At 59.7% G+C, this 26,151-nt stretch carries 25 protein-coding genes; 11 read left to right on the forward strand and 14 right to left on the reverse strand.

Annotated features, from left to right (window positions below; all coding sequences use genetic code 11):
• Positions 1-78 precede the first annotated feature (78 nt).
• Both sucD and sucC read right to left on the reverse strand, forming a co-directional pair.
• Positions 79-978: a succinate--CoA ligase subunit alpha gene (sucD, locus tag BM399_RS15910; protein WP_092868727.1), complete on the reverse strand. Its 900-nt coding sequence runs from the start codon at positions 976-978 to the stop codon at positions 79-81.
• Positions 979-1,095: 117 nt separating this feature from the next.
• Positions 1,096-2,295 (reverse strand): ADP-forming succinate--CoA ligase subunit beta, encoded by a 1,200-nt coding sequence (gene sucC / locus BM399_RS15915; protein ID WP_092869145.1) that lies wholly within the window; start codon positions 2,293-2,295, stop codon positions 1,096-1,098.
• 196 nt (positions 2,296-2,491) lie between these two features.
• Here sucC and BM399_RS15920 point away from each other — a divergent pair, with 196 nt between their 5' ends.
• A complete protein-coding gene (locus tag BM399_RS15920) occupies positions 2,492-3,130 on the forward strand; it encodes a 2OG-Fe(II) oxygenase (RefSeq protein ID WP_092868728.1) in 639 nt (212 codons plus the stop codon).
• A 60-nt stretch (positions 3,131-3,190) separates the two neighbouring features.
• Here BM399_RS15920 and mdh read toward each other — a convergent pair whose 3' ends face one another.
• Together mdh and zapE are read right to left on the reverse strand one after the other, a co-directional pair.
• Positions 3,191-4,162 (reverse strand): malate dehydrogenase, encoded by a 972-nt coding sequence (mdh, locus tag BM399_RS15925; protein WP_092868729.1) that lies wholly within the window; start codon positions 4,160-4,162, stop codon positions 3,191-3,193.
• A 182-nt stretch (positions 4,163-4,344) separates the two neighbouring features.
• A complete protein-coding gene (zapE, locus tag BM399_RS15930; protein WP_244531299.1) occupies positions 4,345-5,631 on the reverse strand; it encodes a cell division protein ZapE in 1,287 nt (428 codons plus the stop codon).
• Between the two features lie 93 nt (positions 5,632-5,724).
• On the opposite strand from zapE, the gene BM399_RS15935 reads away from it, so the two are divergent.
• Entirely contained in the window at positions 5,725-6,321 is a 597-nt protein-coding gene (locus tag BM399_RS15935) for a GNAT family N-acetyltransferase (RefSeq protein ID WP_092868730.1), read from the forward strand.
• 276 nt (positions 6,322-6,597) lie between these two features.
• Positions 6,598-6,726: a hypothetical protein gene (locus BM399_RS21520; RefSeq protein WP_280140573.1), complete on the forward strand. Its 129-nt coding sequence runs from the start codon at positions 6,598-6,600 to the stop codon at positions 6,724-6,726.
• A gap of 285 nt (positions 6,727-7,011) precedes the next feature.
• Here the strand turns inward: BM399_RS21520 and BM399_RS21400 are convergent, their stop codons facing one another.
• Positions 7,012-7,242 carry a C40 family peptidase gene (locus tag BM399_RS21400; RefSeq protein ID WP_092868731.1) on the reverse strand — a complete coding sequence of 77 codons (231 nt, stop codon included), beginning with the start codon at positions 7,240-7,242 and terminating at the stop codon, positions 7,012-7,014.
• A gap of 694 nt (positions 7,243-7,936) precedes the next feature.
• Here BM399_RS21400 and BM399_RS15945 point away from each other — a divergent pair.
• On the forward strand, positions 7,937-8,962 hold the full coding sequence (locus BM399_RS15945) for an aldo/keto reductase (RefSeq protein WP_092868732.1): 1,026 nt from the start codon (positions 7,937-7,939) through the stop codon (positions 8,960-8,962).
• Positions 8,963-9,044: 82 nt separating this feature from the next.
• Positions 9,045-9,968, forward strand: a complete 924-nt coding sequence (ppk2, locus tag BM399_RS15950) for a polyphosphate kinase 2 (RefSeq protein ID WP_092868733.1) — start codon at positions 9,045-9,047, stop codon at positions 9,966-9,968.
• A gap of 74 nt (positions 9,969-10,042) precedes the next feature.
• Here the strand turns inward: ppk2 and BM399_RS15955 are convergent, their stop codons facing one another.
• Both BM399_RS15955 and BM399_RS15960 read right to left on the reverse strand, forming a co-directional pair.
• The gene (locus tag BM399_RS15955; RefSeq protein WP_092868734.1) at positions 10,043-10,981 is read right to left on the reverse strand and encodes a hypothetical protein; all 939 of its coding nucleotides are present in this window, start codon (positions 10,979-10,981) and stop codon (positions 10,043-10,045) included.
• A gap of 119 nt (positions 10,982-11,100) precedes the next feature.
• Complete coding sequence (locus tag BM399_RS15960; RefSeq protein ID WP_092868735.1) at positions 11,101-11,781, reverse strand: YggS family pyridoxal phosphate-dependent enzyme; 681 nt, start codon at positions 11,779-11,781, stop codon at positions 11,101-11,103.
• Positions 11,782-11,952: 171 nt separating this feature from the next.
• Here BM399_RS15960 and BM399_RS15965 point away from each other — a divergent pair, with 171 nt between their 5' ends.
• The 6 genes from BM399_RS15965 (at position 11,953) to BM399_RS15990 (ending at position 18,548) form a co-directional block, all read left to right on the forward strand.
• Positions 11,953-12,357: a GlcG/HbpS family heme-binding protein gene (locus BM399_RS15965; RefSeq protein ID WP_092868736.1), complete on the forward strand. Its 405-nt coding sequence runs from the start codon at positions 11,953-11,955 to the stop codon at positions 12,355-12,357.
• Between the two features lie 375 nt (positions 12,358-12,732).
• Positions 12,733-15,357: a leucine--tRNA ligase gene (leuS, locus tag BM399_RS15970; protein ID WP_092868737.1), complete on the forward strand. Its 2,625-nt coding sequence runs from the start codon at positions 12,733-12,735 to the stop codon at positions 15,355-15,357.
• 22 nt (positions 15,358-15,379) lie between these two features.
• Positions 15,380-15,916 (forward strand): LPS assembly lipoprotein LptE, encoded by a 537-nt coding sequence (locus tag BM399_RS15975; protein ID WP_244531300.1) that lies wholly within the window; start codon positions 15,380-15,382, stop codon positions 15,914-15,916.
• Positions 15,917-15,953: 37 nt separating this feature from the next.
• Complete coding sequence (gene holA / locus BM399_RS15980; protein WP_092868739.1) at positions 15,954-17,000, forward strand: DNA polymerase III subunit delta; 1,047 nt, start codon at positions 15,954-15,956, stop codon at positions 16,998-17,000.
• 63 nt (positions 17,001-17,063) lie between these two features.
• Positions 17,064-18,062 (forward strand): adenosine kinase, encoded by a 999-nt coding sequence (locus BM399_RS15985; RefSeq protein WP_092868740.1) that lies wholly within the window; start codon positions 17,064-17,066, stop codon positions 18,060-18,062.
• A gap of 192 nt (positions 18,063-18,254) precedes the next feature.
• Positions 18,255-18,548, forward strand: a complete 294-nt coding sequence (locus BM399_RS15990; protein ID WP_244531301.1) for a hypothetical protein — start codon at positions 18,255-18,257, stop codon at positions 18,546-18,548.
• A gap of 92 nt (positions 18,549-18,640) precedes the next feature.
• On the opposite strand, the gene coaA is transcribed toward BM399_RS15990, so the two are convergent.
• The 7 genes from coaA to mnmE form a co-directional block, all read right to left on the reverse strand.
• Positions 18,641-19,639 carry a type I pantothenate kinase gene (gene coaA / locus BM399_RS15995; RefSeq protein WP_177228189.1) on the reverse strand — a complete coding sequence of 333 codons (999 nt, stop codon included), beginning with the start codon at positions 19,637-19,639 and terminating at the stop codon, positions 18,641-18,643.
• Entirely contained in the window at positions 19,636-19,968 is a 333-nt protein-coding gene (locus tag BM399_RS16000) for a phosphoribosyl-ATP diphosphatase (protein ID WP_092868742.1), read from the reverse strand. The genes coaA and BM399_RS16000 overlap by 4 nt, the downstream gene beginning before the upstream one ends.
• A gap of 219 nt (positions 19,969-20,187) precedes the next feature.
• Positions 20,188-21,063, reverse strand: a complete 876-nt coding sequence (locus BM399_RS16005; protein ID WP_092868743.1) for a ParB/RepB/Spo0J family partition protein — start codon at positions 21,061-21,063, stop codon at positions 20,188-20,190.
• Positions 21,064-21,129: 66 nt separating this feature from the next.
• Positions 21,130-21,975 (reverse strand): ParA family protein, encoded by an 846-nt coding sequence (locus BM399_RS16010; protein WP_092868744.1) that lies wholly within the window; start codon positions 21,973-21,975, stop codon positions 21,130-21,132.
• A 3-nt stretch (positions 21,976-21,978) separates the two neighbouring features.
• Positions 21,979-22,650, reverse strand: a complete 672-nt coding sequence (rsmG, locus tag BM399_RS16015; protein WP_092869147.1) for a 16S rRNA (guanine(527)-N(7))-methyltransferase RsmG — start codon at positions 22,648-22,650, stop codon at positions 21,979-21,981.
• Between the two features lie 46 nt (positions 22,651-22,696).
• Complete coding sequence (mnmG, locus tag BM399_RS16020; protein WP_092869148.1) at positions 22,697-24,688, reverse strand: tRNA uridine-5-carboxymethylaminomethyl(34) synthesis enzyme MnmG; 1,992 nt, start codon at positions 24,686-24,688, stop codon at positions 22,697-22,699.
• Positions 24,689-24,823: 135 nt separating this feature from the next.
• Positions 24,824-26,137 (reverse strand): tRNA uridine-5-carboxymethylaminomethyl(34) synthesis GTPase MnmE, encoded by a 1,314-nt coding sequence (mnmE, locus tag BM399_RS16025; protein WP_092868745.1) that lies wholly within the window; start codon positions 26,135-26,137, stop codon positions 24,824-24,826.
• Between the last annotated feature and the right edge of the window lie 14 nt (positions 26,138-26,151).

Genomic DNA, 26,151 nt, shown 5'->3' on the forward strand with positions numbered 1-26,151 from the left:
CCTTCATGCTCCGGATGACGCGGACAAGACCGGATAATGCGTGCCGCCGGTCGTTCGGCCTATTGGTTCTGGCGGAGGCTACGCTCGCAAGACTTCAACAAGAGTACGACCCAGAGCGGCAGGGCTCGGCGCGATGGCGATGCCTGCGGCTTTCATCGCCTCAAGCTTGTCCTCTGCTTTACCCTTGCCGCCCGAAATGATTGCGCCCGCATGACCCATGCGCCGCCCAGGGGGCGCGGTCACGCCAGCGATGAAACCTGCCATCGGCTTTTTGCGTCCCTTCTGCGCTTCGCGCATCAGGAACTCAGCGGCGTCTTCCTCAGCGGAACCGCCGATTTCGCCGATCATGATGATCGACTGCGTGTCGTCGTCGGAAAGGAACAGGTCGAGGACGTCGATGAATTCCGTGCCCTTGACGGGGTCGCCGCCGATGCCGACGGCGGTCGTCTGCCCGAGCCCAACATCAGTTGTCTGTTTCACGGCCTCATATGTGAGCGTTCCGGAGCGCGATACAATGCCGACGGAGCCCTTCTGGAAAATGTTGCCGGGCATGATGCCGATCTTGCATTGGCCAGGCGTCAGGAGACCCGGGCAGTTGGGTCCGACGAGGCGCGACTTCGAGCCATCGAGGGCCCTTTTGACGCGGACCATATCCATCACCGGGATGCCTTCGGTGATGCACACGATGAGCGGCAATTCCGCGTCGATAGCTTCGAGAATGGCGTCAGCCGCGAAGGGCGGGGGAACGTAAATCGAGGTTGCCGTGGCACCCGTCTTGGCGACCGCCTCGCCGACGCTGTCGAAAAGCGGAACGTCCGCGAGTTCGGCGTCGGGGTGCTTCGAGCCGCCCTTACCGGGCGTGACGCCGCCGACGATCTTGGTGCCGTAGGCGCGGGCCTGCTTCGTGTGAAAAGTGCCTTGGCTTCCCGTTATACCTTGGCAAATGACCTTGGTATTTTGGTCGATAAGAATAGACATTCCAACCCCGCGTGAAGGCGCGTCACAGCGCCTACATTTTGCGCATTTTTTGCACCGCAGCAAGTAGAACCGGGTGTTTAACTCATAAGCGTACGAAGTTTCAACCGCACAACACCGCTAAGCTGCGTTCTTCAGCTGATCGGTGATTTTCTTGGCAGCGTCGGCGAGATCATCGGCGGGGATGATTTTCAGACCCGATTCCTTCAGGATTTTCTTGCCGAGATCGACGTTCGTCCCTTCCAGCCGGACGACGAGCGGGACCTTGATATCCATCTCGCGCGCGGCGGCGACGACGCCTTCGGCGATGATGTCACAACGCATGATGCCCCCGAAAATATTGACCAAGATGCCTTTGACGGACTCGTCTGCCAGAATGATCTTGAACGCTGCCTGAACCTTTTCCTTCGAGGCACCGCCGCCGACATCGAGGAAGTTTGCAGGCTCGGCACCGTAGAGCTTGATGATGTCCATGGTCGCCATGGCGAGACCGGCGCCGTTCACGAGGCAGCCGATGTTGCCGTCCAGCTTGACGAAGGCGAGATCGTATTTCGAAGCTTCGATTTCGGTCGGATCTTCCTCGCCGAGGTCGCGCAGGGCGACGATCTCGGGGTGGCGGTAGAGCGCATTTGAATCAAAGTTCATCTTGCCATCGAGGCAGATGAGCTTGCCGTCCTTCGTGACGACGAGGGGATTGATCTCGAGCAGGCTCATGTCCTTCTCGACGACCATGCGGTAGAGGTTCTCAACAAGGTTTCCACAGGCTTTCAACTGGTCGCCCTTGAGGCCCAGCGCGAAGCCCACCTTGCGGCCATGGAACGGTTGATAGCCGGTCGCGGGGTCGATGGTGAGGGTGTGGATTTTTTCGGGCGTGTCGTGGGCCACGTCCTCAATGTTCATGCCGCCGGCTTCGCTGACGATGAAAGCAACGCGCGACGTTGCGCGGTCGACGAGCGCCGAGAGATAAAGCTCGCGCGCGATCGCGGAGCCGTCTTCGATATAGAGCCGGTTGACGACGCGGCCTGCCGGACCCGTCTGGACGGTCACCAATGTCTTGCCGAGCATTTCCTTGGCGAACTTCTCAACCTCCTCCAGAGACTTGGCGAGGCGGACGCCGCCCTTGTCCCCAGCAGACGGCTGCTTGAACTTGCCTTTGCCGCGGCCGCCAGCATGGATCTGGGCCTTGACGACCCAAACGGGGCCGGGAAGCTTTTTCGCTGCCTCGACTGCCTCTTCCACGGAAAATGCGGGAAACCCGTTCGGGGTCGGCACGCCGTATTCCCGGTAGAGTTCTTTGGCCTGATATTCGTGGATGTTCATAAGCGTGCCCTCACAGAACAAATCTCCGTCATCATGCGCATCGCGGCAGCGCGTGCCGCTTTTTGTCCAAATTCCCAACAATAAGGTCGCGATGCACCCGCATTTCCGGGGTGCGCCTCGGCCGCCTATTGAGTCGGCCATTCAAGAACCGTAAAACTGGTTTCGATACTCGCTTAGTCAATAACGGGGAACGTCTATGACATTTGCCTGCATCAACATCGACGGCCTGAAGGCGGCGCGGACTGGCCGCGATCCCTTCAATTTCCTGGTCGGCGAGAATTTCATCCAGCCCTCGACCGTCGAGCCGCTGAAAAAGGATTTTCCTGATCTGAAGGAGCCCGGGTTTCTGACAGAGACCGACATTGGCGAGGGCATCCATGGCGCCTTCCAGAAGCTGCTCGCAGATCTGAAGAGCCCCGAAGTTTCGAAGATCGTTTCCGAGAAACTCGATATCGATCTCGTCGGCAAGCCGAAGATGATCACCATTCGCAAGCTGTCGGCCGCGAAGGACGGACGCATCCACACGGATGGCGAAGCCAAGATCGCGACGATGCTCACCTATCTCAACGATAAGTGGGACGGCACCGGAGCCGGTTGCCTCCGCGTTCTGCGCAACGATCACGACTTCGAGGATTACGTCGAGCAGATCAGCCCGCTCACCGGCACGGTTTTCGCCTTCCGGCGGTCCGATTCTTCCTGGCACGGGCACACGCCGTTCGTTGGCGAACGCCGGGTCGTTCAAATGACGTGGCTTAGAAGCGAAGCCGATGTCGCCCGCAAGGAGAAGCGCGGCGCGCTTTCGCACAACCTGAAGAAAATGTTCAAGTTCGGCTGAGGCCGAAACCCTTATCTCATCTTCCTGAGGGTGGCGTGCCGGCAAGGTTGCGCCACCCTTCTAGTTTGCGAGGACCGGATTGATTTTCTTGCAGGCCTCGATGAGGCCCTGCACGGAGGCGACCGACTTCTCGAACATCGCCTTTTCGCCATCATCCAGCGAAAGCTCGACGATCTTTTCGATGCCGCCCGCGCCGATGATGGCGGGAACGCCGACGTAGGTGTCTTTCAGGCCGTATTCGCCGCTCAAATAGGCGGCGCAGGGCAGCATGCGCTTCTTATCCTTCAGGTAGCTCTCGGCCATGGAGATGGCGGAAGCCGCCGGGGCATAGAATGCCGAGCCCGTGCCCAGAAGAGCGACGATTTCGCCGCCGCCGCCCCGCGTGCGCTTGATCATCGCGTCGAGGCTTTCCTGGCTGAAGAAGCCGAGCTTCACGCAATCGGGAAGCGGAACGCCGCCGATCGTCGAATAGCGAACCATCGGCACCATGTCATCGCCGTGGCCGCCCAGCGTCAGGGCGCGAACGTCCTCGATCGAGACGCCGGCTGCTTCGGCGAGGAAGTGGGAGAAGCGAGCGCTGTCGAGCACACCGGCCATGCCGACGACCTTGTTCGTGGGAAGCCCCGAAAACTTCTGAAGCGCCCAGACCATCGCATCGAGCGGGTTCGTGATGCAGATAACGAAGGCATTGGGGGCGTGCGTTTTGATGGCTTCGCCGACCTGCTCCATCACTTTCAGGTTGATGCCGAGGAGATCGTCGCGGCTCATGCCGGGCTTGCGAGGAACGCCGGCGGTGACGATGCAAACGTCTGCTCCAGCGATTGCCGCGTAGCCATCGGGGCCCGTTCCCGAAATTCTGGCATTATATCCTTCGACGGCTGCAGTCTGCGAGAGATCCAGGGCTTTGCCCTTCGCGACACCCTCAATGATGTCGGTCATGACGATGTCGCCGAGTTCCTTGAGGCCTGCCAAAAGGGCGAGCGTGCCACCAATCTGTCCCGATCCGATCAGTGCGATTTTGGTGCGCGCCATGGCTGCTCCCCCGGAGATCACTAATAAAATGACGGCCGCGATTGCGAACCGCGATGTCGCAGCTGCGTAATCAAATTCAGCGGCCCGTCAAGCACAAGACGCAACTTTCTTCTCAAAGTCTGGCTGCGCGCCGTGATTTGGTACGATCGGAACGACAGGACATGGGCCTGCCATTTGCGGCTTCAATGACGGGTGCGGCCTCCGGAATGGCCCGCCAAATAGGCCTCTGAACGCATTTCGGTCAGCCGAGACGCGGTTCGCTGGAAGAGATCGGCGCCATCGCCCTTGGGATAAAGCGCGGCCGGCTCAGCAGCGGCGGAGGCGATGAGACAGATGCGGCCATCATAGAGAGCGTCGACAAGATTGATGAAGCGACGCGCGACGTCCCGCCGATCGGGCGTGAGTAGTGGGATCCCATCAATAATGACGGTGTGGAAGGCGTGGGCGATATGAATGTAATCGTTCGCGCCCAATGGCTGATCGCAAAGATCGGCGAACTGAAAGCGGGCGACGCCCATGGATGCCACCGGCACCTGGACCTTGCGGCCTTTGACATCCAGCGTTTGCGGTTTTCCCGGATGGTTGCCGGTCAGCCGTTTCCAATGCGCATCGAGAGCGGCTTTGGCCGCTGTATCGATCGGATGAAAGTAAAGCGTCTCGCCTGAAAGCTTATCGAGCCGGAAATCCTTCTTCGCGCCGAGCTCGACCACGTCGAGCCGCTTTTCGAGCGACGATATGAAGGGAAGGAAAAGCAGGCGATTGAGGCCGTTCTTATAAAGCTCCGATGGGCGCGCGTTCGACGTTGCGACGACGACGGTACCTGCTGCGAAGAGCGCTTCGAACAGCCGGCCAAGGATCATGGCATCGGCGATATCGGTGACGTGCAGCTCATCGAAGCACAGAAGCCGCGCTTCTTTTGCGATAGCTTCCGCGACGTGCGGAATTGGATCGCCATCGACTGTCTTTCTTGCTTCGCCGATGCGGTCATGCACGTCGGCCATGAATTCGTGAAAATGCGCGCGCCGTTTCGGCTCGAAGGATGTCTCCTCAAAAAAGAGGTCCATCAGCATTGTCTTGCCGCGGCCGACCAAGCCCCAAATGTAGAGGCCCTTCGGCGGTACCGGCGGTTTGCTGAACACTTTCGCGAGCATGCCGTTTTTCGGCCGATACGCCCCGAGTTCAATCTCCAGCTCGTCGAGACGTATCGCGAGTGCGGCCTGCGCGGCGTCAGGCTCGATCTCTTGCTCGGCGAGCCGCCGGTTATATCCCTCGATGATCGTCGCCATCCGGCCCCCAATCGTGATCCGCTTTCGGTAATCGGCGGAAGCCGAGAGATGCAACAGCAGATCGCCGCGACGAATTGGGGTGCGCCGAATGTCGCTCTCCAATTGCGTCGCATCGCTCAGCTCCCAGCAATCAGAGGTTCGGCGCCGTCCGTCGCCTAAAAACGCATTGCTGCTGTGCAGCATTTTCTATCGCCCCGCACAGAATAAGTCCCACTTTAGGGGACGTTACAAGCGCTTAGCGCGCGCCGGCGCGGCGTGAAGCGAGGAGATTGAATAATGTTGAAAGAGGCCCCGGAAGCAAGCGCGGACCGTCTTGGTTCCATCAGGCGACTGCTGACAAGCGAGAGCTACTTGCTCACCGAACATTTGCAGCGGCTCGACCCCGAGGCGCGTCATCGCCGCTTCGGTCACGATGTTTCTGATGAATTCATCACTCGCTATGCGTCGCACGCGGGCGATTTCGGCAACGTGACGTTCGGCTATTTCGTCGACGGCGAATTGCGTGCTGTCGCGGAATTGCGTCCGGATGATCTCATGCATCGCCCCGGTGCAGAGGTTGCATTCTCAGTGGAGAAGCCGTTCGTCAATCGCGGTATTGCTACACAGTTGATGGGTCGCGTGATACGCACTGCACGCAATCGTGGACTGCGCCACCTCATTCTCGTGTGCTTGCCGGATAACGCGAAGATGCAAGCGATCGCGCGTCACTACGGAGCAGAGATCAAGGTCGAGGACGGGTCGGTCATCGCGGACATCATTCCCAAAGATGCCGATTATCAGTCGTGGGTCGGCGAATTGTTGGATGAGCGAATGACGTACCTTCACTCTGCGCTCGATTTCCAAAAGCGTCTCAGAGGCACGGCCGAATTATAATTGCGATTTGGCTGTCCGAACGCGAATTGGGTAATTCGATATCACTCAATTCAGATACAACGAGATGTTTGCAGCGCGGTAATTCGAGCCCGCGAGTCGGTCTAAAGGCCAATAGACGTCGAAAAATAAGAAAAATTGAGTCATTATCGCAACAGTTTGCGTTAATAAACGCCTTTTTGCCCGCGATTTCAAACTTCTCCGTCTACAAAGCTCTCGAATTTGCTCATGTTTGTGAAGTTCGAGCTGATTCGAACATCCTAGAGGGAGATTAATACTATGGCTAAGGCAGCTAAGGCAGTTAAGACGGTCGCGAAGCGCAAGAAACCCGTTGCCAAGAAGGCAGCACCTGCGAAGAAGACCGTCAAGAAGGCAGTCAAGAAAGTCGCCAAGCGGAAAGCCGCTTAATTCCATTTCGCGTCCCGGAGCTCTGGACCGGGCACTCAGGCTTCGGACGCAAATGCAAATGGCGAATGGGCGCTCTCGAAGCGCCCCTTTCTCTCCAAACGGTACTATCCAATGGCCGGGCGATTGCGACAAGCATCACCGGCCATATCTTTTTTCCGATATAAACCGGCGATTCCGCCAGACAGGCCGCGGAATTCGCCGCCGATATCGATCGGCAATCCGCATGCTTTCGTTCAAAACGGCGAAATATGAGCAGGCCGATTGCTCGACCTGCCCATATTGCATTTAGCCTACGCGGAACACGGCACCGGCGACCGACCTCGCCCGCTCGCGTACTGCGTTTCCGTCGTTGCCGGATTTCACGATCCACTGCCCGTTGGCCGCGCGACCGGTGATCATGCCGACGTGATGCGGCCAGACGACCACGGCACCGACCTGCGGTCCGCTCGCGCGTCCGTAGCGCTTCCAGTTGGCAGCGAGATTGTATTCCGGGCCCCCGCCCAGCTGCGTGCGCATCCACCAACCGCACCACGCACGGGGGCGGCCGCCGACGTTGCCGGCCGACGCATATTTGCGACCGCTGGAGCGGTGCTGAGCGTACTTCCGTTGACCGTTGCCGCTATTGGCATAGTGACGGCGTGTTCCGGAACGAGACGCATATCCGGAACCAGACTTTCGGTGTGAGTATTGACGGTGGGCAGAACGACCGCGCTGAGCGTAGCGGGCCGAATACTGGCGCTTGCCAGCCGAATGCGCATGGGAGCGCTCGTATCGGTCACCCTTGTAACCGTGTTGAGGGCGCGCCTCCGCAGATGCCATTCCGGCAAACCAAGCAAAACACATCGCCACTGCGATTAAACTCAATCGCATTTTAACTCTCCTTACTACTTGTCTTCACAAACGGGGCGCACTCACCGTCGTAATGGGGCGAAAACAAGAGAGGATTCGACGCGCGGCATATCGTCTTGCGGATGCACAACTGGCGCGGGTTAGGGAATTTCCGCCTATTTATTAAAAAGTTAACTCAAATAAACCGGTGCATTCAAAGGTTCGTTCACTACCTTTGGGCGAGTAAATTGTGAAGTTTGCGTAAGGAACGACGCCATATGTGATCGATTTTAACCGTCACATCGGGCATTTTTTGCGAATGGGGGTGCGGCGACAATCCGCACGCAGACGCCTAAATCACAGCCAAAAGAGGTCGACTCCGATGGAATACCGAAGGCTTGGCGCATCCGGACTATCGGTTCCACTCTTGAGTTTCGGCGCGGCGACTTTCGGTGGTTCGGGCGAATTCTTCAGTGCGTGGGGCTCTACCGATGTCGCGGAGGCGCGCCGTATGGTGGATCTCTGCCTCGATGCCGGCGTCACGCTTTTCGACACGGCCGACATCTACTCCAACGGAAATTCCGAGACGGTGCTCGGCGAAGCTCTGAAGGGGCGCCGAGACAAAGCTCTCATCTCGACGAAAGCGACATTCCGTTTCGGTGATGATCCCAACGACGTCGGATCATCGCGTTTTCATGTCTTGAAAACCTGCGAGCAGGCGCTGAAACGTCTGCAGACGGATCACATCGATATTTTCCAGCTTCACGGTTTCGATGCGTTGACGCCGCCGGAAGAAGTGCTCTCGACGCTCGATCAACTCGTTCGCGACGGCAAAATTCGCTACGTCGGCGTATCGAATTTCTCCGGCTGGCATTTGATGAAGTCGCTCGCCGTCGCCGATCGCTACGGCTATCCGCGCTACGTTGCGAACCAGACTTATTATTCACTTGTCGGTCGCGATTACGAATGGGAGCTCATGCCGCTCGGGCTCGATCAAGGTCTCGGCGCGCTCGTCTGGAGTCCGCTCGGGTGGGGACGACTTACCGGCAAGATCAGACGTGGACAGCCGTTGCCGGAGACGAGCCGTCTCCACAAGACGGCAGAGCAGGGGCCGCCTGTTCCGGACGAGCATGTATATAATGTCGTCGATGCTCTCGATGAGATCGCGAAAGAAACCGGCAAAAGCATTCCGCAAATCGCACTCAATTGGCTATTCCATCGCCCGACGGTTTCGAGCGTCATCATCGGCGCGCGCAACGAGCAGCAACTGCGGGACAACCTCGGTGCGACCGGCTGGAGCCTGACGCCTGAGCAAATGACGAAGCTCGACGCCGCCAGCGAGACGGCGAAAGCCTATCCATATTGGCATCAGAAGAACTTTACGGAACGCAACCCGCCGCCGGTTTGAGGGGTGGAACCGCATTGTCACAGCGTTGTCATATGGCTCGCGAAAGGATCGCGAGAAATTGGGCGGAAATAGACGGGCGATCATGGACGAGCAGGATAAAGCCGAGCGGACACTATCAGCACGCATCGAGGCCGAAATTGCCGACAGCTTCGACGAGGAGCTGGAAATGGAAATGGACGATGGCCGGCTCGAACGGCTTCTAGACGGACGCGATCGCGATGGCGATGCGGGCCTTCTCGATCGCCAGGTCTACTTCAAGGAGCTGTTCCGGCTGCAGCGCGAACTGATCAAGCTGCAGGACTGGGTCGTCAACACCAAGGCCAAGGTCGTCGTCATTTTCGAAGGGCGCGACGCGGCCGGTAAAGGCGGCGTCATCAAGAGGATTACACAACGTCTCAATCCGCGTGTCGTGCGCGTCGTCGCGTTGCCGGCGCCGAGCGAGAGAGAGCGTTCGCAATGGTATTTCCAGCGTTACGTTCCGCATCTCCCGGCTGGCGGCGAAATCGTTCTCTTCGATCGCTCCTGGTATAATCGCGCTGGCGTCGAACGCGTCATGGGCTTCTGCACGGAGTCCGATCTCGAAGAATTCTTCCGCACCGTTCCCGAATTCGAAAAGATGCTGGTGCGTTCGGGGATCACGCTCATCAAATACTGGTTCTCGATTTCCGACGACGAACAGCATTTGCGATTCGAGATGCGCATCCACGATCCGATCAAGCAGTGGAAGCTATCGCCGATGGATCTCGAGTCGCGGCGGCGATGGGAAGACTACACAAAAGCCAAGGAAGCGATGCTCGAGCATACGCATATTCCGGAGGCGCGCTGGTGGGTGGTTGAAGCCGACGACAAGAAGCGTGCACGGCTCAATTGCATTCATCATCTGCTGAGCCAAATGCCGTATCAGGAGGTTCCGCGTGCGCCGGTGGCGCTGCCGGAGCGCGTGTATCATCCGGATTATAGCCGGGCGCCCGTGCCGGATGATCTCTACGTGCCGGAGATCTACTGACCGGCGCCGGCGCGTATTGCCGTTGGAGCGGACAGCCCAGCTGACCGCCCAGCGCACGCCCTAAAGGCCATCCGCTAGCGCATCCGGCGCGGGTTCAAATAAAGGTCAGCTTCCTGGCGCTGGATGTCGGGCTTAATGCGTCCGTCATGAATATCACGCGCCAGTTTCTTGACGTGACGTCGAGCTCCGCCATTGAAGACGATCATCCCGGTGAAAAGCTTCATCACCATCAGCAGCCGCGGATCGGCATGATCGCCGCGCACCTTGCAACGCCATTTGCCGCCGATCGTGAGCACAGCACCATCAATATGGCCGACGTGCTCGCCGTGCTGATCGATCAGCGTGTAGTCACCCCCGAGATTGATGAAATCGCGACGGAACCTGTAGAATTTCGGCTCTCCGCCTTCCATCAGGAAGAACGAGAAGTTCTCGGGCATCAGCGGCCATTTGTGGGCTGAGCGTTCGAGATAGACGATATAGTCGTCGGGACTCGTATTGATCGAGTAGCAAGGTACGGGAAGGCCGTGAGCTGCGAGCGTCTGCTGAACGGACCGGCCTAGCATCATGTCCATGCTGGCCTTCCAATTCAAAGTCTCGGAAAACAGCTTGAAGACGAGCCGCTTGTTCATGCCGGTCGCGTCTTTCCAAAGCTCCCTGCGATAACCAAGGACTCCGGTGCGTTTGCCGTTTTCGATGACCTCGGCGAAGATATCCATGTCGGTCGTAAACTGACGCGACTTGCCGCGATTGCGGTCTTTCTTCCAGAAGCCGAATTCGTACGAATTGAAATTCGTGATCCAGACATCGACCTGGAAATCGTGCCAGGTTTTGCGCGCTGCGCTGGTCGCGTCCTTTTTGCCCTTCTCGAGCTTTGAAACGGCTGTCTTGGCGTTGGCGGTTTCTTCCTTTTTCGCCTGGTCCAGCACCTCCGCGCGCGCGACGTTCGCAGCTTCGGCAGCGGCCGTGTTGGCTTCGACTTCGGCGATATCTTTTTTCTGAGCAGATGCAGTCATCGGGGAAAGCTACCTCGCGTGCGCCAACGCCCACACATCAAGCGAATCACTTGGGGAAGGTAGCACCGCGAGTGCTTGTCACTGTGGTCGTGAGCAAAATTGCCGTGGGAAAAGCCGGATCAGCGGACGCCGAAAATAGCTGAACCCACACGGACATGCGTCGCGCCAAAGGCGATTGCGGTTTCGAAATCTCCGCTCATTCCCATGCTGAGGCCGGCGAGCCCCATTTCGCGCGCAAGCTTCGCGAGAAATGCGAAATGCACTGCCGGTTCTTCGTCCACCGGCGGGATGCACATGAGCCCTTTGATCTCGAGCTTCAGGTCATCGCGGCAAAACGCGACGAAGGCTCGCGCATCACCCGGCATGATCCCCGCCTTCTGCGGCTCTTCGCCGGTATTCACTTGAACGAAGAGTTCGAGGCTACGGCCCTGCGCCGTCATTTCACCCGCGATGGCACGCGCAATTTTTTCGCGATCGATCGTATGGATCGCATCGAAGAAGGCGACTGCTTCCTTCGCCTTGTTGGATTGCAGCGGACCAATGAGATGCAACTTTACGTCCGGGAACTCGGCGCGGAGCGGGGGCCATTTGCGCTCTGCCTCCTGGACGCGATTTTCACCGAATACGCGCTGCCCAGCCTCGATGACCGGGCGGATCGCGTCGGCATCGAAAGTTTTGGAAACCGCAACCAATTCAACGCTTTCCGCATTACGGCCGGCGGCTTTCGCGGCGGCGGCTATTTCGTCGTTTACGCGCTTTAACCTGTCGACTGCGCTTTCCTGATAGTCGTTCTGTTGCACGCGTGGTCCTCGTTGGTCTCAAGCCTTTCCATAGACATTCCGGCCCATGAGGAACAAGTGTCGTAATTTCGCGCGGGCACTCTATGTAAAGGGTCGAGGCACGACCGAAACGTCCGGCTTCGCTCACCGTTATCCCCCGAACCTTTAGACCGAACCTGAGGAGCATTTCCTATGCTGAAACTCGCCGACGCTCGCCGCATCATCGACGCCGCAGAAAAGAAGGCGAAGGAGATCGGTCAGCCCATGAACATCGCCGTCGTGGACGAGGGCGCGAACTTGATCTCGCACATTCGCATGGACGGGGCGTGGCTCGGATCGATCAACATTGCGATCAACAAGGCTTTCACGTCGCGCGCCTTCAACATTTCGACGAAGGAATTGGCCGAGAACAGCCAGCCTGGCGACCAGTTCTTCGGCATCCATGTTTCCAACCACGACCGTGTGATGATCTTCGCGGGCGGCATTCCGCTGAAGGATTCGAAGGGCGAAGTCATCGGCGCCATCGGCGTTTCAGGCGGCAGCGGCGTGCAGGATCAGACCGTGGCAGAAGCGGGTGCCGGCGCGCATACGTGCTGACAAGTGACGTTCTCGCCGGATCATGTGCTCGGCATTCGGGCGCATGGTCCGGTGTTTGACGTTACCGCACAGCGTTCGGGCACCGTCCGGACGCTTTTATGTTTTTTAGGGCGAATTGCCATCGGTCGCCCGCATCGCTGCGCTTAGGGGTTCCTCGCACGCCCTTCCAATTCCCCTGATAGCGTCTCCCCATCGTACACATTAGTTGTTGCCGCAACCTTGACGTGGCTGCGCGCTCATGTAGGCGATTACGCGGGCCCGCTCCGATCCCGCTGGCCCCGGCCAGCCAATTGTTGTCCCAACGACTTGACCGGCTTTACCATTCGGGCTCTTTACGGCCTTCCGACGAATTCTTGAACGAGATCCAAGGCCCCCATGGCCAATGAACGTTACAACGCGGCCGAGCGCGAAAAATACTGGCAGTCCGTTTGGGAGAAGGGCGAGATCTTTCGCGCTTCCGAAGATCCCTCACGTCCGAAATCCTACGTGCTCGAGATGTTCCCGTATCCTTCGGGGCGCATCCATATGGGCCATGTCCGCAACTACGCGATGGGCGACGTCGTCGCGCGTTACAAGCGGGCTCGCGGTTTCAACGTGCTGCACCCCATGGGTTGGGATGCGTTCGGCATGCCGGCGGAAAACGCGGCGATGGAACGCAAAGTCCATCCCGGCGCGTGGACATATGCCAATATCGACACGATGCGCGGACAGCTCAAATCGATGGGCTTGTCGCTCGACTGGTCGCGCGAGATCGCGACGTGCTCGCCGAGCTATTACAAGCATCAGCAAAAGCTGTTCCTCGATTTCCTGAAGAAGGGGATCGCGTACCGGAAGTCTTCGAAGGTCAATTGGGACCCGGTCGATCAGACGGTGCTCGCGAACGAGCAGGTTATCGACGGCCGCGGCTGGCGGTCCGGCGCGCTCGTCGAACAGCGCGAGCTGACGCAGTGGTTCTTCAAGATCACCGACTATGCCGATGAGCTGTTGAGCGATCTCGATACGCTCGTGAACTGGCCCGAGAAAGTGCGCCTGATGCAGGCGAATTGGATCGGGCGCTCGGAAGGCATGCTGGTCCGGTGGGCTCTCGACAAGAAGGCCGCGCCGAAAGATTTCAGCGAGCTCGAAGTTTATACGACGCGGCCCGACACGCTGTTCGGCGCGTCGTTTCTCGCCGTGGCGGCCGATCATCCGCTGGCAAAAGCAGCAGCTGAACGCGATCCGAAGCTCGCCGCGTTCTGCGACGAGTGCCGCCGCATGGGCACGTCGGTCGCCGACATCGAAGCCGCTGAAAAGCGCGGCTACGACACGGGAATTCGCGCCATCCATCCGTTCGACGACAGCTGGGAGCTTCCGGTCTACGTCGCGAATTTCGTTTTGATGGACTACGGCACGGGCGCGATCTTCGGCTGCCCGTCAGGCGATCAGCGCGACATGGATTTCGCGCGCCGCTACAATCTTCCCGTCGTGCCCGTCATCTTGCCGCCCGGTGAAAACGCCGAGACGTTTCAGCTGACCGACAAGGCGTACGTCGACGACGGCACGATGATCAATTCGCGGTTTCTCGACGGCCTTTCGACGTCGGCCGCCTTCGAGGAGGCGGCGAACCGTCTCGAAAAGCAGTCGCTCGGTTCGCGTCCGCAGGGCGCGCGGAAGGTGAATTACCGGCTGCGCGACTGGGGCATCTCGCGGCAGCGCTATTGGGGCTGTCCGATCCCCATCATCCACTGCAAAACGCACGGGCCTGTTCCAGTTCCCGAGAAGGACCTGCCGATCGAGCTTCCCGAGGATGCGACGTTCGATAAGCCCGGCAATCCGCTGGACCGGCATCCGACGTGGAAGCACGTCAATTGCCCGATTTGCGGTGAGCCGGCGGTTCGCGAAACCGACACGATGGATACGTTCGTCGACTCGTCCTGGTATTTCGTCCGCTTCACCGCGCCTGAAGCTCAGACGCCGGTCGATCTCAACGCGGCCCACTATTGGCTGCCGGTCGATCAATATATCGGTGGCATCGAGCACGCGATTTTGCACCTTCTCTATTCGCGCTTCTTCGTGCGGGCGATGTGCGACACGGGTCATTTGTCGTTCGCGACGAACACGCGCGAGCCATTTGCTGCGCTCTTCACGCAAGGCATGGTGACCCACGAAACCTACAAGTCCGAGGACGGCCTTTGGCTCTTGCCGAACGAAGTCCGGTTCGAAGGCGAGGGTGCAAATCGCAAGGCCGTCGAGGTTTCGTCCGGGCGTCCGGCCGTGATCGGCAGCATCGAGAAGATGTCGAAGTCCAAGAAGAACCTCGTGGACCCTGACGACATCATCGCCCATTACGGCGCCGATTGCGCCCGCTGGTTCATGCTTTCGGACAGCCCGCCGGAGCGCGACGTCATTTGGACGGAAGCCGGTGTTGCGGGTGCAGGCCGGTTCATCCAGCGCGTCTGGCGGATCGTCGAGGAGATTGCCGAAGCGTATCCCGGCGAAAAAGGCCCGAAACCGGGTTCATTCGGCCCGGAGGCCCTGGAGGTCCGAAAGGCGGCTCACCGGGCTCTCGACGCCGTTGGGCGGGCGATCGAAGCGCTGCGATTCAACGTGGCGGTGGCCAATATCCACGAGTTTTCCAATGTGCTCCAATCGGCTTTATCCAAGCGCGGACCGGACATTGCCTGGGCCGTTCGGGAGGCCGGAGACCTGCTGATTGTCATGATCGGCCCGATGATGCCGCATTTGGCTGAAGAATGCTGGGCGCGGCTCGGATACAACACGCTGGTTGCGAATGAACCTTGGCCAGCCCCAGAACCCGAGCTGCTCGTTGACGATCAAGTGACCATTGCCGTACAGGTTAATGGTAAGCGACGGGACGAACTTGTGATTTCGCGTAGTGCGAAGTCCGAGGAAGTTGAAGCGGCGGCGTTGCAGCTTGGATCGGTGGTGCGTGCGTTGGACGGGCGACCGCCGAAAAAAGTTATCGTCGTTCCGCAGAGGATCGTGAATGTCGTTGGTTGAGGGGCGGGTTGGGAGACGTAGCGTGGGCAGCCGGTGGGTTGCACGCTGCCTTTTGGCGTCTTCGGTCTTCATTGCCGTTTCAGCTTTGGGCGGTTGCGGCGACGGCGGTTTCCGTCCCCTTTACGGCTCGGCGTTGATCAACGGTTCGGCCGTCACCGAAAGAATGGCTACCGTCGACATCGCGCCCATTCCGGGCCGCGTCGGCCAGCGGATTCGCAACGAACTGATCTTCCAGGCTACCGGCGGGGGCGCTCCGAAGCCGCCGCAGTACCGTCTCGACGTCGCCATCCGCGAATCCGTCACTTCGATGCTCGTTGCCGTCGACGGCAACGCGGGCAGCCAGATTTACAGCATCGACGCTTCGTTCAGCCTCATCAGGCTTTCCGACAAGAAGGTCGTGGCGAGCGGCACAAGCTACGGCCGCGCTTCGTTCGATCGCGTGTCGTCGGTTTTTGCCAACGTCGAGGCGCGTCAGAACGCAGAAAACCGGGCGGCCGAGACTGTCGGCCAGGAAATCCAGACCCGGCTGCTCGCAGTTTTATCGACCGGCAACGTCTAGCTCTGGTATCTAGGCATCGCCCTAGAAGAGCATCACGATGACCGCCGTCAAACCACAACAAGCCCCAGCGTTCATGAAGGCGCCCCCTGCCGATTTGGCGGCTGTGCTCTTCCATGGCTCGGATCCTGGCCTCGTCAGCGAACGTGCCGCAGCGCTGGCCAAGAGCCTGGCTGCTCGCGAAAACCCGCCGGGCGAAGTCCTGAAGCTTGACGAAACGGAACTCGACGAAGACCCCTCACGGCTCGAGACCGAGTTGCAGACACGCCCAATGTTTTCGGGGCGAAGGATAGTCCGCGCTATCGCCGGCCGGCGCATTTCAACGGCGCTTCTGAAGCCGCTTCTCAATTCAGGGCCGCTCGAAGGCTTGCTGGTCGTCGAAGCGGGCAATCTCAAAGCGGACGACAGCCTGCGGGCGCTTTTCGAATCCCAGCCTCATTGTTTTGCCGTCGCCTGCTATCCCGACAGCGCCGCCGACATCGACGCGCTGATATCGGAAGTCCTCTCTTCCTTCTCGTTGACGATCGAAGGCGACGCCCGGGCGTTGCTGCAAAGCCGGCTCGGCGCTGATCGCGCTTTGTCGCGAGCGGAGATCGAGAAGCTCGCGCTTTTTTGCCTCGGCCGTCGATCGATCACGCACAACGACGTCGATGGGTTGGTTGGTGATGCGGCGGGGCTGGCGCTCGAACGGATTGCAGAAGCCGTCGCCGAGGGCCGTACGAAAAGCGCGATCAGCGATTTCGGCCGCGCGCTGGCGTCGGGCGAGAACGCGCAAGTGATCATCTCGATCGTGCAGAGATACTTCCTGAAGCTGCATCGCGTCAGAAGCGACGTCGATGGAGGCCTGCGTCTCGACGATGCGCTGAAGTCCATTCGGCCGCCGCTGTTCTTCAAGCAAAAGGACAGCTTTTCGCGGCAAGTGCGAAGCTGGTCACGTGGACAGCTCGATCAGGCGCTCAGGCGGATTTCGGAAGCTGCGAAAGCGGCACGTCTCACGTCGAGCCTCGAAGACGTTATCGCCGAGCGCTTGATTCTGGCTCTCGCATCGATGGCCGCGGTGTCGGCGGCTGCGGCGGGCGGCCGCTAGCGGGCGGCTTGCGACCGTCTCTCGCGTCCCTATAGTGCCTGCGCAAATGGCAAGGGGGACGACATGACTGACGCGCGTTACGACGTAATCGGGATCGGTAACGCGATCGTCGATATCATTGGGCGCTGTAACGACGCCTTTCTTTCAGAGATCGGCGTCACCAAAGGCAGCATGCGCCTCGTCGACGCCTACGAGATCAAAAAGATCTATTCGTCAATGGGACCCGCCGTCGAGATTTCCGGCGGCTCGGCCGCCAACACGATCGCGGGTGTCGCCTCGTTCGGCGGACGCGCTGCATTCGTCGGCACCGTTGCAGACGACGATTTCGGCAAAGTCTTTTCGCACGACATCCGCTCGATCGGCGTGGCGTTTACTTCGCCCGCCGTTACCAATGGCGCACCGACATCGCGTTCTCTCATTCTCGTTACGCCCGACGGCGAGCGCACGATGAATACGTTCCTTGGCATTTCGACGAGCCTTGGCGAAACGCAGCTCGATTTGGAAATGATCCGCGCGGCTTCAATTCTTTATCTCGAAGGATATCTATTCGACGAACCGCAAGCGAAACGCGCATTTCGCGCGGCGCATCAGGCTGCGAAAGGCGCGGGCCGAAAAACTGCGCTGACACTTTCCGATGGCTTTTGCGTCGATCGCCACCGCGGGGAATTTCTCGATCTCATTCGTTCCGGCGTCGATATTCTTTTCGCCAATGAAAATGAGATCAAATCTCTTTATCAAACGAACTTGTTCGAGGTTGCAGCAGAAAACGCGCGAAATGACGCGAAACTCGCCGTTCTGACGCGTAGCGGCAAAGGCTCGGAGATTCACAGCGAAGGCCAATCCATACGGATATCGGCATTTCCGGTCGATAAAGTCGTCGATACGACCGGTGCGGGCGATTTATATGCCGCCGGATTCCTATTCGGATATGCGAGGGGATTAAATCTCGAAATTTGCGGCCGCCTGGCCAGTCTCGCCGCTTCGGAAATAATCAGCCACATCGGCGCACGGCCATCCGTTTCGCTGGCCGAATTCGCGAAGCAACACGGCATTATTTCGTAACTCGCGGACATGCGATCGCTTATCGTCGAATGGGTTTGAAATACCTATTTCTGATGAACGGCGTTCATATGGAGAATGTTTAGGGGGTGAAACGTGTCCAATTCGGACTCAAATTTATTCTCCCTGGAATTGGAGAATGTATTCGCGCAGTCTCGGAATTAACGAATCGCTTCGTTTCGAGGTTCGCTCAAAATGCTTCACTCTCCCATTCGCCGTGGCCGTCCGAAAGGTACCGGTATCGATGATAGCGACCGTATTGCACGGCTGGACGAGTTGCTGAGGGTACACCCCGAATTGAGACCGACGACCGCAATTCGGTTGATGGGATATTCAAACCCGTCGGCGATCCGTCGCCTTCGCGACAAATACAAAGTCTTTGCCTTGAAGACCCGTATCGAGTTTTCAAAAGACCTTCGGGGAACCGCACCGGTATCGTCCGGACACGCCTCCGAGCAGACGGCTCAGGCGATGCAGCCAAGTCGCTGAACCTTTGCCGACCTAATCGACAATTCGATTTCTGAACTCATCCTGTGAATCACTCGCGGGCCGCTTCCCCAGGCGGCCCCTTTTTTTCGCCGTTAAAGCTTGCGGAGCGACGCCGCCTCAACGCGATGGCTCTCGCCTTTTTGCAGAATGAGCTGGGCGCGGCGGCGCGTCGGAAGAATGTTTTCTTCGAGGTTCTTCAGGTTGATTTCGCGCCATAGCTTCAGCGCGATGCGGCGCACCTCGTCAGGCGCGAGGGCTGCATATTTATGGAAGTAGGCGCCGGGATCGCGAAACGCGGTGCTTCTGAGGCGCATGAAGCGCGTCAGATACCATTTCTCGATCACTGCCGGGTGGGCGTCGATATAAATCGAGAAATCGATGAAATCGGAGACGAATGGAATTGTGCTGCCGTCTTTCGGCATCTCCGCAGGCTGGAGAATATTCAGTCCTTCGATAATGAGGATATCGGGCTGATGAACCTCCACTTCGGCGCCGGCAAGAATATCGTATTGGAAGTGCGAATAGACGGGTGCCGCAACGCTCGATACGCCAGATTTCACGTCACCTAGAAAGCGCAGAAGGCGTTCGGTATCGAAGCTTTCGGGAAAGCCCTTGCGCTCCATGAGGCCGCGGCGCTCAAGCTCGGCGTTGGGAAAAAGAAAGCCGTCGGTCGTCATCAGGTCGACGCGCGGATGATCCGGCCAACGCGCAAGCAAGGCTCGCAACACACGTGCGGTCGTGCTCTTGCCGACCGCGACAGAGCCAGCGACACCGATGATGAAAGGGACTTTCGTATCTTTGCGCCCGAGGAATTCCGAGCTGACGGAATGCAGTTTTTGCGCGGCTGCGACGTAGAGATTGAGAAGGCGCGACAGGGGCAAATAGATCTGCTCGACCTCGTCGACGGAGAGTTCCTCGATGATACCCGACAGTTGCTCCAGCTCATTCGACTGCAGCGTCATCGGTGTGTCGGCACGAAGCCTCGCCCATTCCTCACGGGTAAAGACCCGGTAAGGCGAAAACGGAACGCCCTCGGAGCGCACCTCTTCGCGCGCCCTCGACTTCTTGCGACGATTGGCGCGAGGCTTCACGATGCACCCTTGGTGCGGGATGCCTTTTCTTCGAGACCCGACGTGCCCATGCGTCCGTCGAGGACCTTCAGCACCTCATCGAGCGACACGTCGCGGGATTCGAGCAAGACAAGAAGGTGATAGAGGACATCCGCGGCTTCGGCTTTGAGAGCGGCGGTATCGGTTCCCATCGCGGCGATGACGGCCTCGACCGCTTCTTCGCCGAACTTCTTGGCGCAGCGCTCGGTACCGGCGGTCAACAGCTGAGATGTATATGACTTTCCACTCGTATCGGATCGCCGCGAGCGGATGAGCGCGGCGAGACGCTCCAACGTATTCACTTCACTCATTTTTGTGTCTCGAGCGCTTCCGGTCCTGATAGTATCAGGACCGGCGCTCTATCTCTTTGTTTCATCGCATTTTCTATACGCAAACCGGTGCCCCACTTTGCCTGAAAATGCTCTAGTTCGATTGGGCTCGGAGCCCCGAGCCTTTCGGTGCGCACAGCATCAAGCCGCCGCGACAGCGTCAAGCGGCGGCTTCAGAATTGCGATAAAAAGCTTAAAAACTCAACCTCCGCCAAGGCGTTGGCGGATGTAGTCGAGCTGGTCGAAGTTGCCGTACCTGATCGTGAGGGTGCCGGTTTCGCCTGATCCGCGGCGGACTTCGACCTTCAGGCCGAGGAGGTCGGTCAGTTCCTTCTCGAAGGCTTTCGTATCGGCATCCTTGTCGCGGGCGCGGCGGTTGCCGCCGGTCGAACCTTCTTCCCCGAAGGTTTGGACAAGCGCCTCCACGTCGCGGACGTTCAAGCTATCGTCGATGATCTTCTTGGCCAGCGCCTCGGCATCGGCGCGGCCGATCAAAGCGCGCGCGTGGCCAGCTGTGAGCTGACCCTGCTGGACGAGCGATTGCACGCCCGTCGGCAGTTTCAGCAGCCGGAGCGTGTTGGCGACATGGCTGCGGCTCTTGCCGATGATTTCCGAGAGCTGCTCCTGGCTGTAGTCGAAGCGCTCGACCAGTTCGCGATAGCCAGAGGCTTCTTCAATTGCGTTCAGGTCCTGGCGCTGGACGTTCTCGATGATCGCCAGCTCGAGGACTTCGCGGTCGGTGAGCTCGCGGATGATCACCGGGATGTTATGCATCCCAGCCTTTTGCGCCGCGCGCCAGCGGCGTTCGCCGGCGACGATCTCGTACCCGCCCGACATGCCGTTCGGACGAACGACGATCGGCTGGACGAGGCCTTTGGTGCGGATCGATTCAGCGAGTTCCGCGAGTTCATCTTCGCGGAAGTCCTTGCGGGGATTGAGCGGGCTGGATTTGACCTCGGCGATCGAGACCATGCGCTGCTCGCCTTCCGGCGGAAGGCGGTGTCCGAGGGGTGCCGGTTCTCCGATCAGAGAGGCAAGGCCACGGCCCAGGCGGCTCTTCGGCACTACGGAATTCATCTGCTTCTTCGTCCCCTGCTTGTCAGTTTATAGCTGCAAAACCCCAGTGAATTCGGCCGTTCGCGATCAGGCTGCCTTGTAGCGCCGTTCGCGTTCCATGATTTCCGTCGCCAGCCGGATGTAGGCCTGGCTGCCGGCGCAATCGTAATCGTAGAGAAGGATGGGCTTGCCGTGCGACGGCGCCTCGGCGATGCGCGTGTTGCGCGGAATGACCGTGTCGTAGACCTTGTTGCCGAAGAAGGCGCGGACGTTGTCGGCGACTTCGCGCGACAGCGATGTGCGCCCGTCATGCATCGTCAGCACGACGCCTTGGATCTCGAGGCGTGGGTTGAGCGTCGCGCGGATCTGCTCGATGGAATCCTTCAACTGCGAAATACCTTCGAGTGCGAAGAACTCGCACTGCACGGGCACCAGTACCGCATGCGCTGCCGACATCGCGTTGAGCGTCAGCAGGTTCAGCGACGGCGGGCAATCGATCAGGACATACGTGAAATGGGTGTCGGCATCGCGCGCGCGCTGATGCCCGATCATGGCCGTGATCGCGTCGCGGAGCTTGAATGCTTTGTTTTGATCGGTTGCGAGCGCCGCGTCGATGCCGACCAGATCGCTGTTCGCCGGGACGACGAACAGGTTCGGGACTGCGGTTTTCAGAACCGTTTCGAGGATCGCGGCATTGCCGGTCAATACGTCAAACGTCGTCTTGAAGCGCTGCTCAATATCGATGCCGAGGCCGGTCGAGGCGTTGCCCTGGGAGTCGAGATCGAGGATCAGAACCCGCTCGCCGACGGCCGCCAAGGCGGTTCCGAGATTGATCGCCGTCGTCGTCTTGCCGACGCCGCCCTTTTGATTGGAGACAGCAACGATACGCGGGCCTGCGTTCGCACCGCCCGTGCCTGATACGTAGCCGGCCACGGGTTATCCCTCCGTCCTTGGGTTCAACGCTTTGAGCAACACAACACGGCCGCCCTCTTCCGTAACGCTTGGAATCAGCTCAAAGGCAAACTGCCAGTCTTGAGCTGCATTCTCGATTTCAGCCGTTACCTCACGGCCCTTCAAGAACATGCCAAGCGTAGAAGACGCAAAATAAGGTGCCGCGATCTCGACCAGCCGAGAGAGTGGAGCAAGAGCGCGCGCGGTAACGCAGTCGGCCTTGCCTACCTTAGCGTGAGTCTCGGCATTTTCGATCCTCATGCACTGGATGTCCACAGCAACGCGGGTCTGGCGGGCAACCTCCCGCAGAAATGCGGCTTTCCGGCTGTCGCTCTCGACCAGGATATGGCGCGTCCCGCCGGTTTCGGAAGCCATGATCGCCAGGACGAGGCCCGGAAAACCGGCGCCGGACCCGAGGTCGAGCCACGTACGGGCGCCTTCCGGCCGGTACTGCCAGAGCTGGGCACTATCGGCGAAATGACGGTGCCAGATCTCGTCGAGCGTGCTCGGCGCGACGAGGTTGATCGTTTTCTGCCAGCGTTTGAGAAGGGCTGCGTAAGTCTCTAGCTTTTCACGGACTTCACGTGAAATTCCGAAACGCCGCTGAAATTCTTCCGGGGTATCGATGCGCGGCAGGGCCGTAGCTATTTGTTTCATCGCATTTTCTTTACGCAAACCGGTGCCCACTTTGCTCGAAAATGCTCTAGGCGCTCTTGCTATCGGTCTGGCGGCCAGCCTGGTGATCACCCCTGTTTTCCCTCGTCCCGTCCTTGGCCGCTTTGAGCCGGGCGAGCAGGGTCAGAAGTGCGGCAGGGGTCATGCCCTCGAGCCGTCCGGCCTGGGAAATCGTTGCCGGGCGGTGGCGAGCCAGCCTCTGCCGGATCTCGGCGGACAGGCCCGGAATGGCGGCGTAATCGAAGTCGGCGGGAATGCGAACGGCCTCGTCCCGCTTCAGCTGGGCGACGTCTTCGTCCTGGCGCCGCAGATAGGCGGCATACCGGCCATCAACCTCGAGCTGGGCAGCCACGGCCGAATCGATCTTGCCGATCTCCGGCCAGACGGCCTTCAGGCGGTCCAGCGAGATTTCCGGAAAAGCCAACAAATCGAAGGCCGTACGGCGGCGGCCGTCGCGGTTGATCGCGAGGCCATGGCGGGCGGCTTCAGTCGGGGTCATGGTGAGCTCGTTCAAAAGGTTCAGGCCGTCCGCGAGGGCCTGGGCCTTGGCTTCGAACTTCGCGCGACGCTCAGGGCCGACGCAGCCGAGGGCTATGCCTTCGGGCGTCAGGCGTTGATCGGCGTTGTCGGCGCGCAGCTTCAGCCGGAATTCGGCCCGCGACGTGAACATGCGATAGGGCTCGGAAACGCCGCGGGTGATGAGGTCATCGACCATGACGCCAAGGTAGCCGGTGGTACGCGAAACGGCATACGTTTCACGTGAATCCTTGACATCTGTTGGATTTGTTTCACGTGAATCCGTTTCACGTGAATCGCTGGAGGTTGAATCGCGCGTCGTTCGGCTTGCCGTCAGGGCGGCGTTGATGCCGGTGAGAAGGCCTTGGGCGGCGGCTTCCTCATATCCTGTCGTTCCGTTGATCTGACCGGCGAGGAAGAGGCCGGGCAGCCGCTTGACCTCGAGTCCCGGGGTCAGCTCGCGCGGATCGACGTAGTCGTATTCGATGGCATAGCCCGGACGCTTGATCACGACGTTTGCCAGCCCCGGCATCGTTTTCAGGAAGGCTTCTTGGACTTCGACGGGGAGCGACGTCGAGACGCCGTTCGGGTAGATCGTGTCGTCGTCGAGACCTTCGGGTTCGAGGAAAATCTGGTGGGCGGCGCGATCGGCGAATCGCACGACCTTGTCTTCGATCGACGGGCAATAGCGCGGGCCGACGCTTTCGATTTGGCCGGAATACATGGGCGAACGGGCGAGATTCGCGCGGATGATGTCGTGCGTCGCCTCGGTCGTGTACGTGATCCCGCAAGCGATTTGCGGGGTCTTGATGGCCTCGGTCAGAAATGAAAATGGTACCGGATCGTCGTCGGCCTTTTGCATTTCGAGGCTCGCCCAATCGATCGACCTGCCGTCGAGGCGCGCTGGGGTGCCGGTCTTCAGACGGCCGAGCTTCAACCCGAGCCCATAGAGCCGGTCGGACAGCTTGAGGGCGGGCGCTTCGCCAGCCCGGCCGGCCGGGATCTTCTGCTCGCCCATATGGATGAGGCCATTCAGGAAGGTGCCGGTCGTCAGAATGACGGCGCCTGCCCCGAGGTGCCGGCCGTCGGCGGTGATCACCCCCTGGACGCGGCCATTGTTAACGATGAGGTCTTCGACTCCGCCTTCGATCACGTCGAGGTTTCGGATGGCGGCGATTTCGGCCTGCATGGCCTGGCGGTAAAGCTTGCGGTCCGCTTGGGTGCGGGGGCCGTGGACTGCCGGGCCTTTCGAGCGGTTGAGCAGCCTGAACTGGATGCCCGCTAGGTCCGCGACGCGGCCCATCAGACCGTCTAGGGCATCGATTTCGCGGACCAGATGGCCCTTTCCGAGGCCGCCGATGGCCGGATTGCACGACATTTCGCCGATCGTTGCGAGCGCATGGGTGACGAGCGCCGTCCGGGCACCCATCCGCGCCGCGGCTGCGGCCGCTTCGGTCCCTGCGTGGCCGCCGCCTACTACGATGACGTCGTACGTGCTGTTCATGGCGTTGATCATGGGCCTGGACCTAGCGCATCCGGGGATCGCGCAAAAGGCGGTATGTCGCCGGCGTTGCCCACAGGAGTCTGAAAAATGGGGGCTTGCGAATCCGGGAATCATTTCACGTGAAACCTTTTGGACTCACTTGCCGATGCAGAATCGACTGAAAATTTGGTCAAGGACGTCCTCGACGTCGACCCGGCCGGTGATCCGGCCCAGCGCATGTGCGGCGCGGCGCACGTCTTCAGCCCGAAGTTCGATGGCATCTGCGGGGCCGTTAAGGAAAACGCCGATATCTTTCAGGGCATTTTCCAGGGCTTCGCGGTGTCGGGCTCGCGTCAGCGCCGGTTCAGTCCCCGAGCCGACCGCCGCATGAGCGCGGCGGGCAATCTCGGCGATAAGCTGGTCGATGCCGGCACCGGTTTTGGCCGAAATCGCTAAGCCACTGATTTCCGACTCAAATCCAAGATCCTGTTTGGAACGGATTTCAAGACTTGTTTCACGTGAAAAACTAAGTGGCGGAATCGATTCATAATTTTCCGTTAACCACAGCACCAGGTCGGCGTCGCGAGCGGCGGCGAGGCTGCGCCGGATGCCCTCGCGCTCGATGTCGTTCGCGGCTTCGCGAATGCCTGCGGTGTCGGAGACGATGACCGGGAGGCCAGCGAGATCCAGCCGAACCTCGATGACGTCGCGGGTCGTACCTGCTTCAGCGGAGACGATTGCGGCTTCGCGGCGGGCGAGGACGTTCAGCAGACTCGACTTTCCCGCGTTCGGCGGCCCCAACAGGGCGACGCGAAAGCCATCGCGAAGGATCTCGCCTCGATGGCCGTCGTCGAGATGTGCGGCGACTTCCTTTTGCAGCGATGCTGCGCGTTTTCTGGCTTCGGCGAACGATGACGCCGAGACGTCGCCTTCATCGGAGAAGTCGATTGCCGCTTCGGTCAGCGCGGCAATCTCGATCAATCGCGTCCGCCAGCTTTCGTAGATTTTCGAGAGAGAGCCTGCCGTTTGCGCCAGCGCCTGGCGGCGTTGGGCGTCGGTTTCTGCGTCGATCAGATCGGCCAGACCCTCGACCTCGGCGAGGTCGAGCTTGCCATTTTCGAAGGCGCGACGGGCGAATTCGCCGGGCTCCGCTAAGCGGCATCCGGCTATTTTACCAAGCGCGGATAGGATCGCGGCAATGACGGCGCGACTTCCGTGGATCTGGAACTCGGCGATGTCCTCGCCTGTTTCGGTCGAAGGCGCCTTGAACCAAATGACGACTGCTCTATCGAGCGCTTCTCCGGTCGTTGGATGCTTGATGGTCCGGTAAGCAGCGAAGCGCGGCTTCGGCAATGGTCCGGACATCATTTCGAGAGCAGCTTGAGCGGCCGGACCCGATACGCGGATCACGGCGACGCCGGCGCGTCCCGGTGCGCTCGATAGCGCGAAGATAGTTGAAGCCTCATTCATTTGGTTCGCGTACT

Origin of the sequence: Hyphomicrobium facile, from assembly GCF_900116175.1 — a bacterium.
Taxonomy (GTDB): domain Bacteria; phylum Pseudomonadota; class Alphaproteobacteria; order Rhizobiales; family Hyphomicrobiaceae; genus Hyphomicrobium_B; species Hyphomicrobium_B facile.

Bases quoted from the DNA above. Each gene is read 5' to 3' on its own strand.
- sucD (WP_092868727.1), bottom strand. From the start codon at position 978: ATGTCTATTCTTATCGACCAAAATACCAAGGTCATTTGCCAAGGTATA.
- sucC (WP_092869145.1), bottom strand. From the start codon at position 2,295: ATGAACATCCACGAATATCAGGCCAAAGAACTCTACCGGGAATACGGC.
- BM399_RS15920 (WP_092868728.1), top strand. From the start codon at position 2,492: ATGACATTTGCCTGCATCAACATCGACGGCCTGAAGGCGGCGCGGACT.
- mdh (WP_092868729.1), bottom strand. From the start codon at position 4,162: ATGGCGCGCACCAAAATCGCACTGATCGGATCGGGACAGATTGGTGGC.
- zapE (WP_244531299.1), bottom strand. From the start codon at position 5,631: ATGCTGCACAGCAGCAATGCGTTTTTAGGCGACGGACGGCGCCGAACC.
- BM399_RS15935 (WP_092868730.1), top strand. From the start codon at position 5,725: ATGTTGAAAGAGGCCCCGGAAGCAAGCGCGGACCGTCTTGGTTCCATC.
- BM399_RS21520 (WP_280140573.1), top strand. From the start codon at position 6,598: ATGGCTAAGGCAGCTAAGGCAGTTAAGACGGTCGCGAAGCGCAAGAAA.
- BM399_RS21400 (WP_092868731.1), bottom strand. From the start codon at position 7,242: ATGCGCACGCAGCTGGGCGGGGGCCCGGAATACAATCTCGCTGCCAAC.
- BM399_RS15945 (WP_092868732.1), top strand. From the start codon at position 7,937: ATGGAATACCGAAGGCTTGGCGCATCCGGACTATCGGTTCCACTCTTG.
- ppk2 (WP_092868733.1), top strand. From the start codon at position 9,045: ATGGACGAGCAGGATAAAGCCGAGCGGACACTATCAGCACGCATCGAG.
- BM399_RS15955 (WP_092868734.1), bottom strand. From the start codon at position 10,981: ATGACTGCATCTGCTCAGAAAAAAGATATCGCCGAAGTCGAAGCCAAC.
- BM399_RS15965 (WP_092868736.1), top strand. From the start codon at position 11,953: ATGCTGAAACTCGCCGACGCTCGCCGCATCATCGACGCCGCAGAAAAG.
- leuS (WP_092868737.1), top strand. From the start codon at position 12,733: ATGGCCAATGAACGTTACAACGCGGCCGAGCGCGAAAAATACTGGCAG.
- holA (WP_092868739.1), top strand. From the start codon at position 15,954: ATGACCGCCGTCAAACCACAACAAGCCCCAGCGTTCATGAAGGCGCCC.
- BM399_RS15985 (WP_092868740.1), top strand. From the start codon at position 17,064: ATGACTGACGCGCGTTACGACGTAATCGGGATCGGTAACGCGATCGTC.
- BM399_RS15990 (WP_244531301.1), top strand. From the start codon at position 18,255: ATGCTTCACTCTCCCATTCGCCGTGGCCGTCCGAAAGGTACCGGTATC.
- BM399_RS16000 (WP_092868742.1), bottom strand. From the start codon at position 19,968: ATGAGTGAAGTGAATACGTTGGAGCGTCTCGCCGCGCTCATCCGCTCG.
- BM399_RS16005 (WP_092868743.1), bottom strand. From the start codon at position 21,063: ATGAATTCCGTAGTGCCGAAGAGCCGCCTGGGCCGTGGCCTTGCCTCT.
- rsmG (WP_092869147.1), bottom strand. From the start codon at position 22,650: ATGAAACAAATAGCTACGGCCCTGCCGCGCATCGATACCCCGGAAGAA.
- mnmG (WP_092869148.1), bottom strand. From the start codon at position 24,688: ATGAACAGCACGTACGACGTCATCGTAGTAGGCGGCGGCCACGCAGGG.
- mnmE (WP_092868745.1), bottom strand. From the start codon at position 26,137: ATGAATGAGGCTTCAACTATCTTCGCGCTATCGAGCGCACCGGGACGC.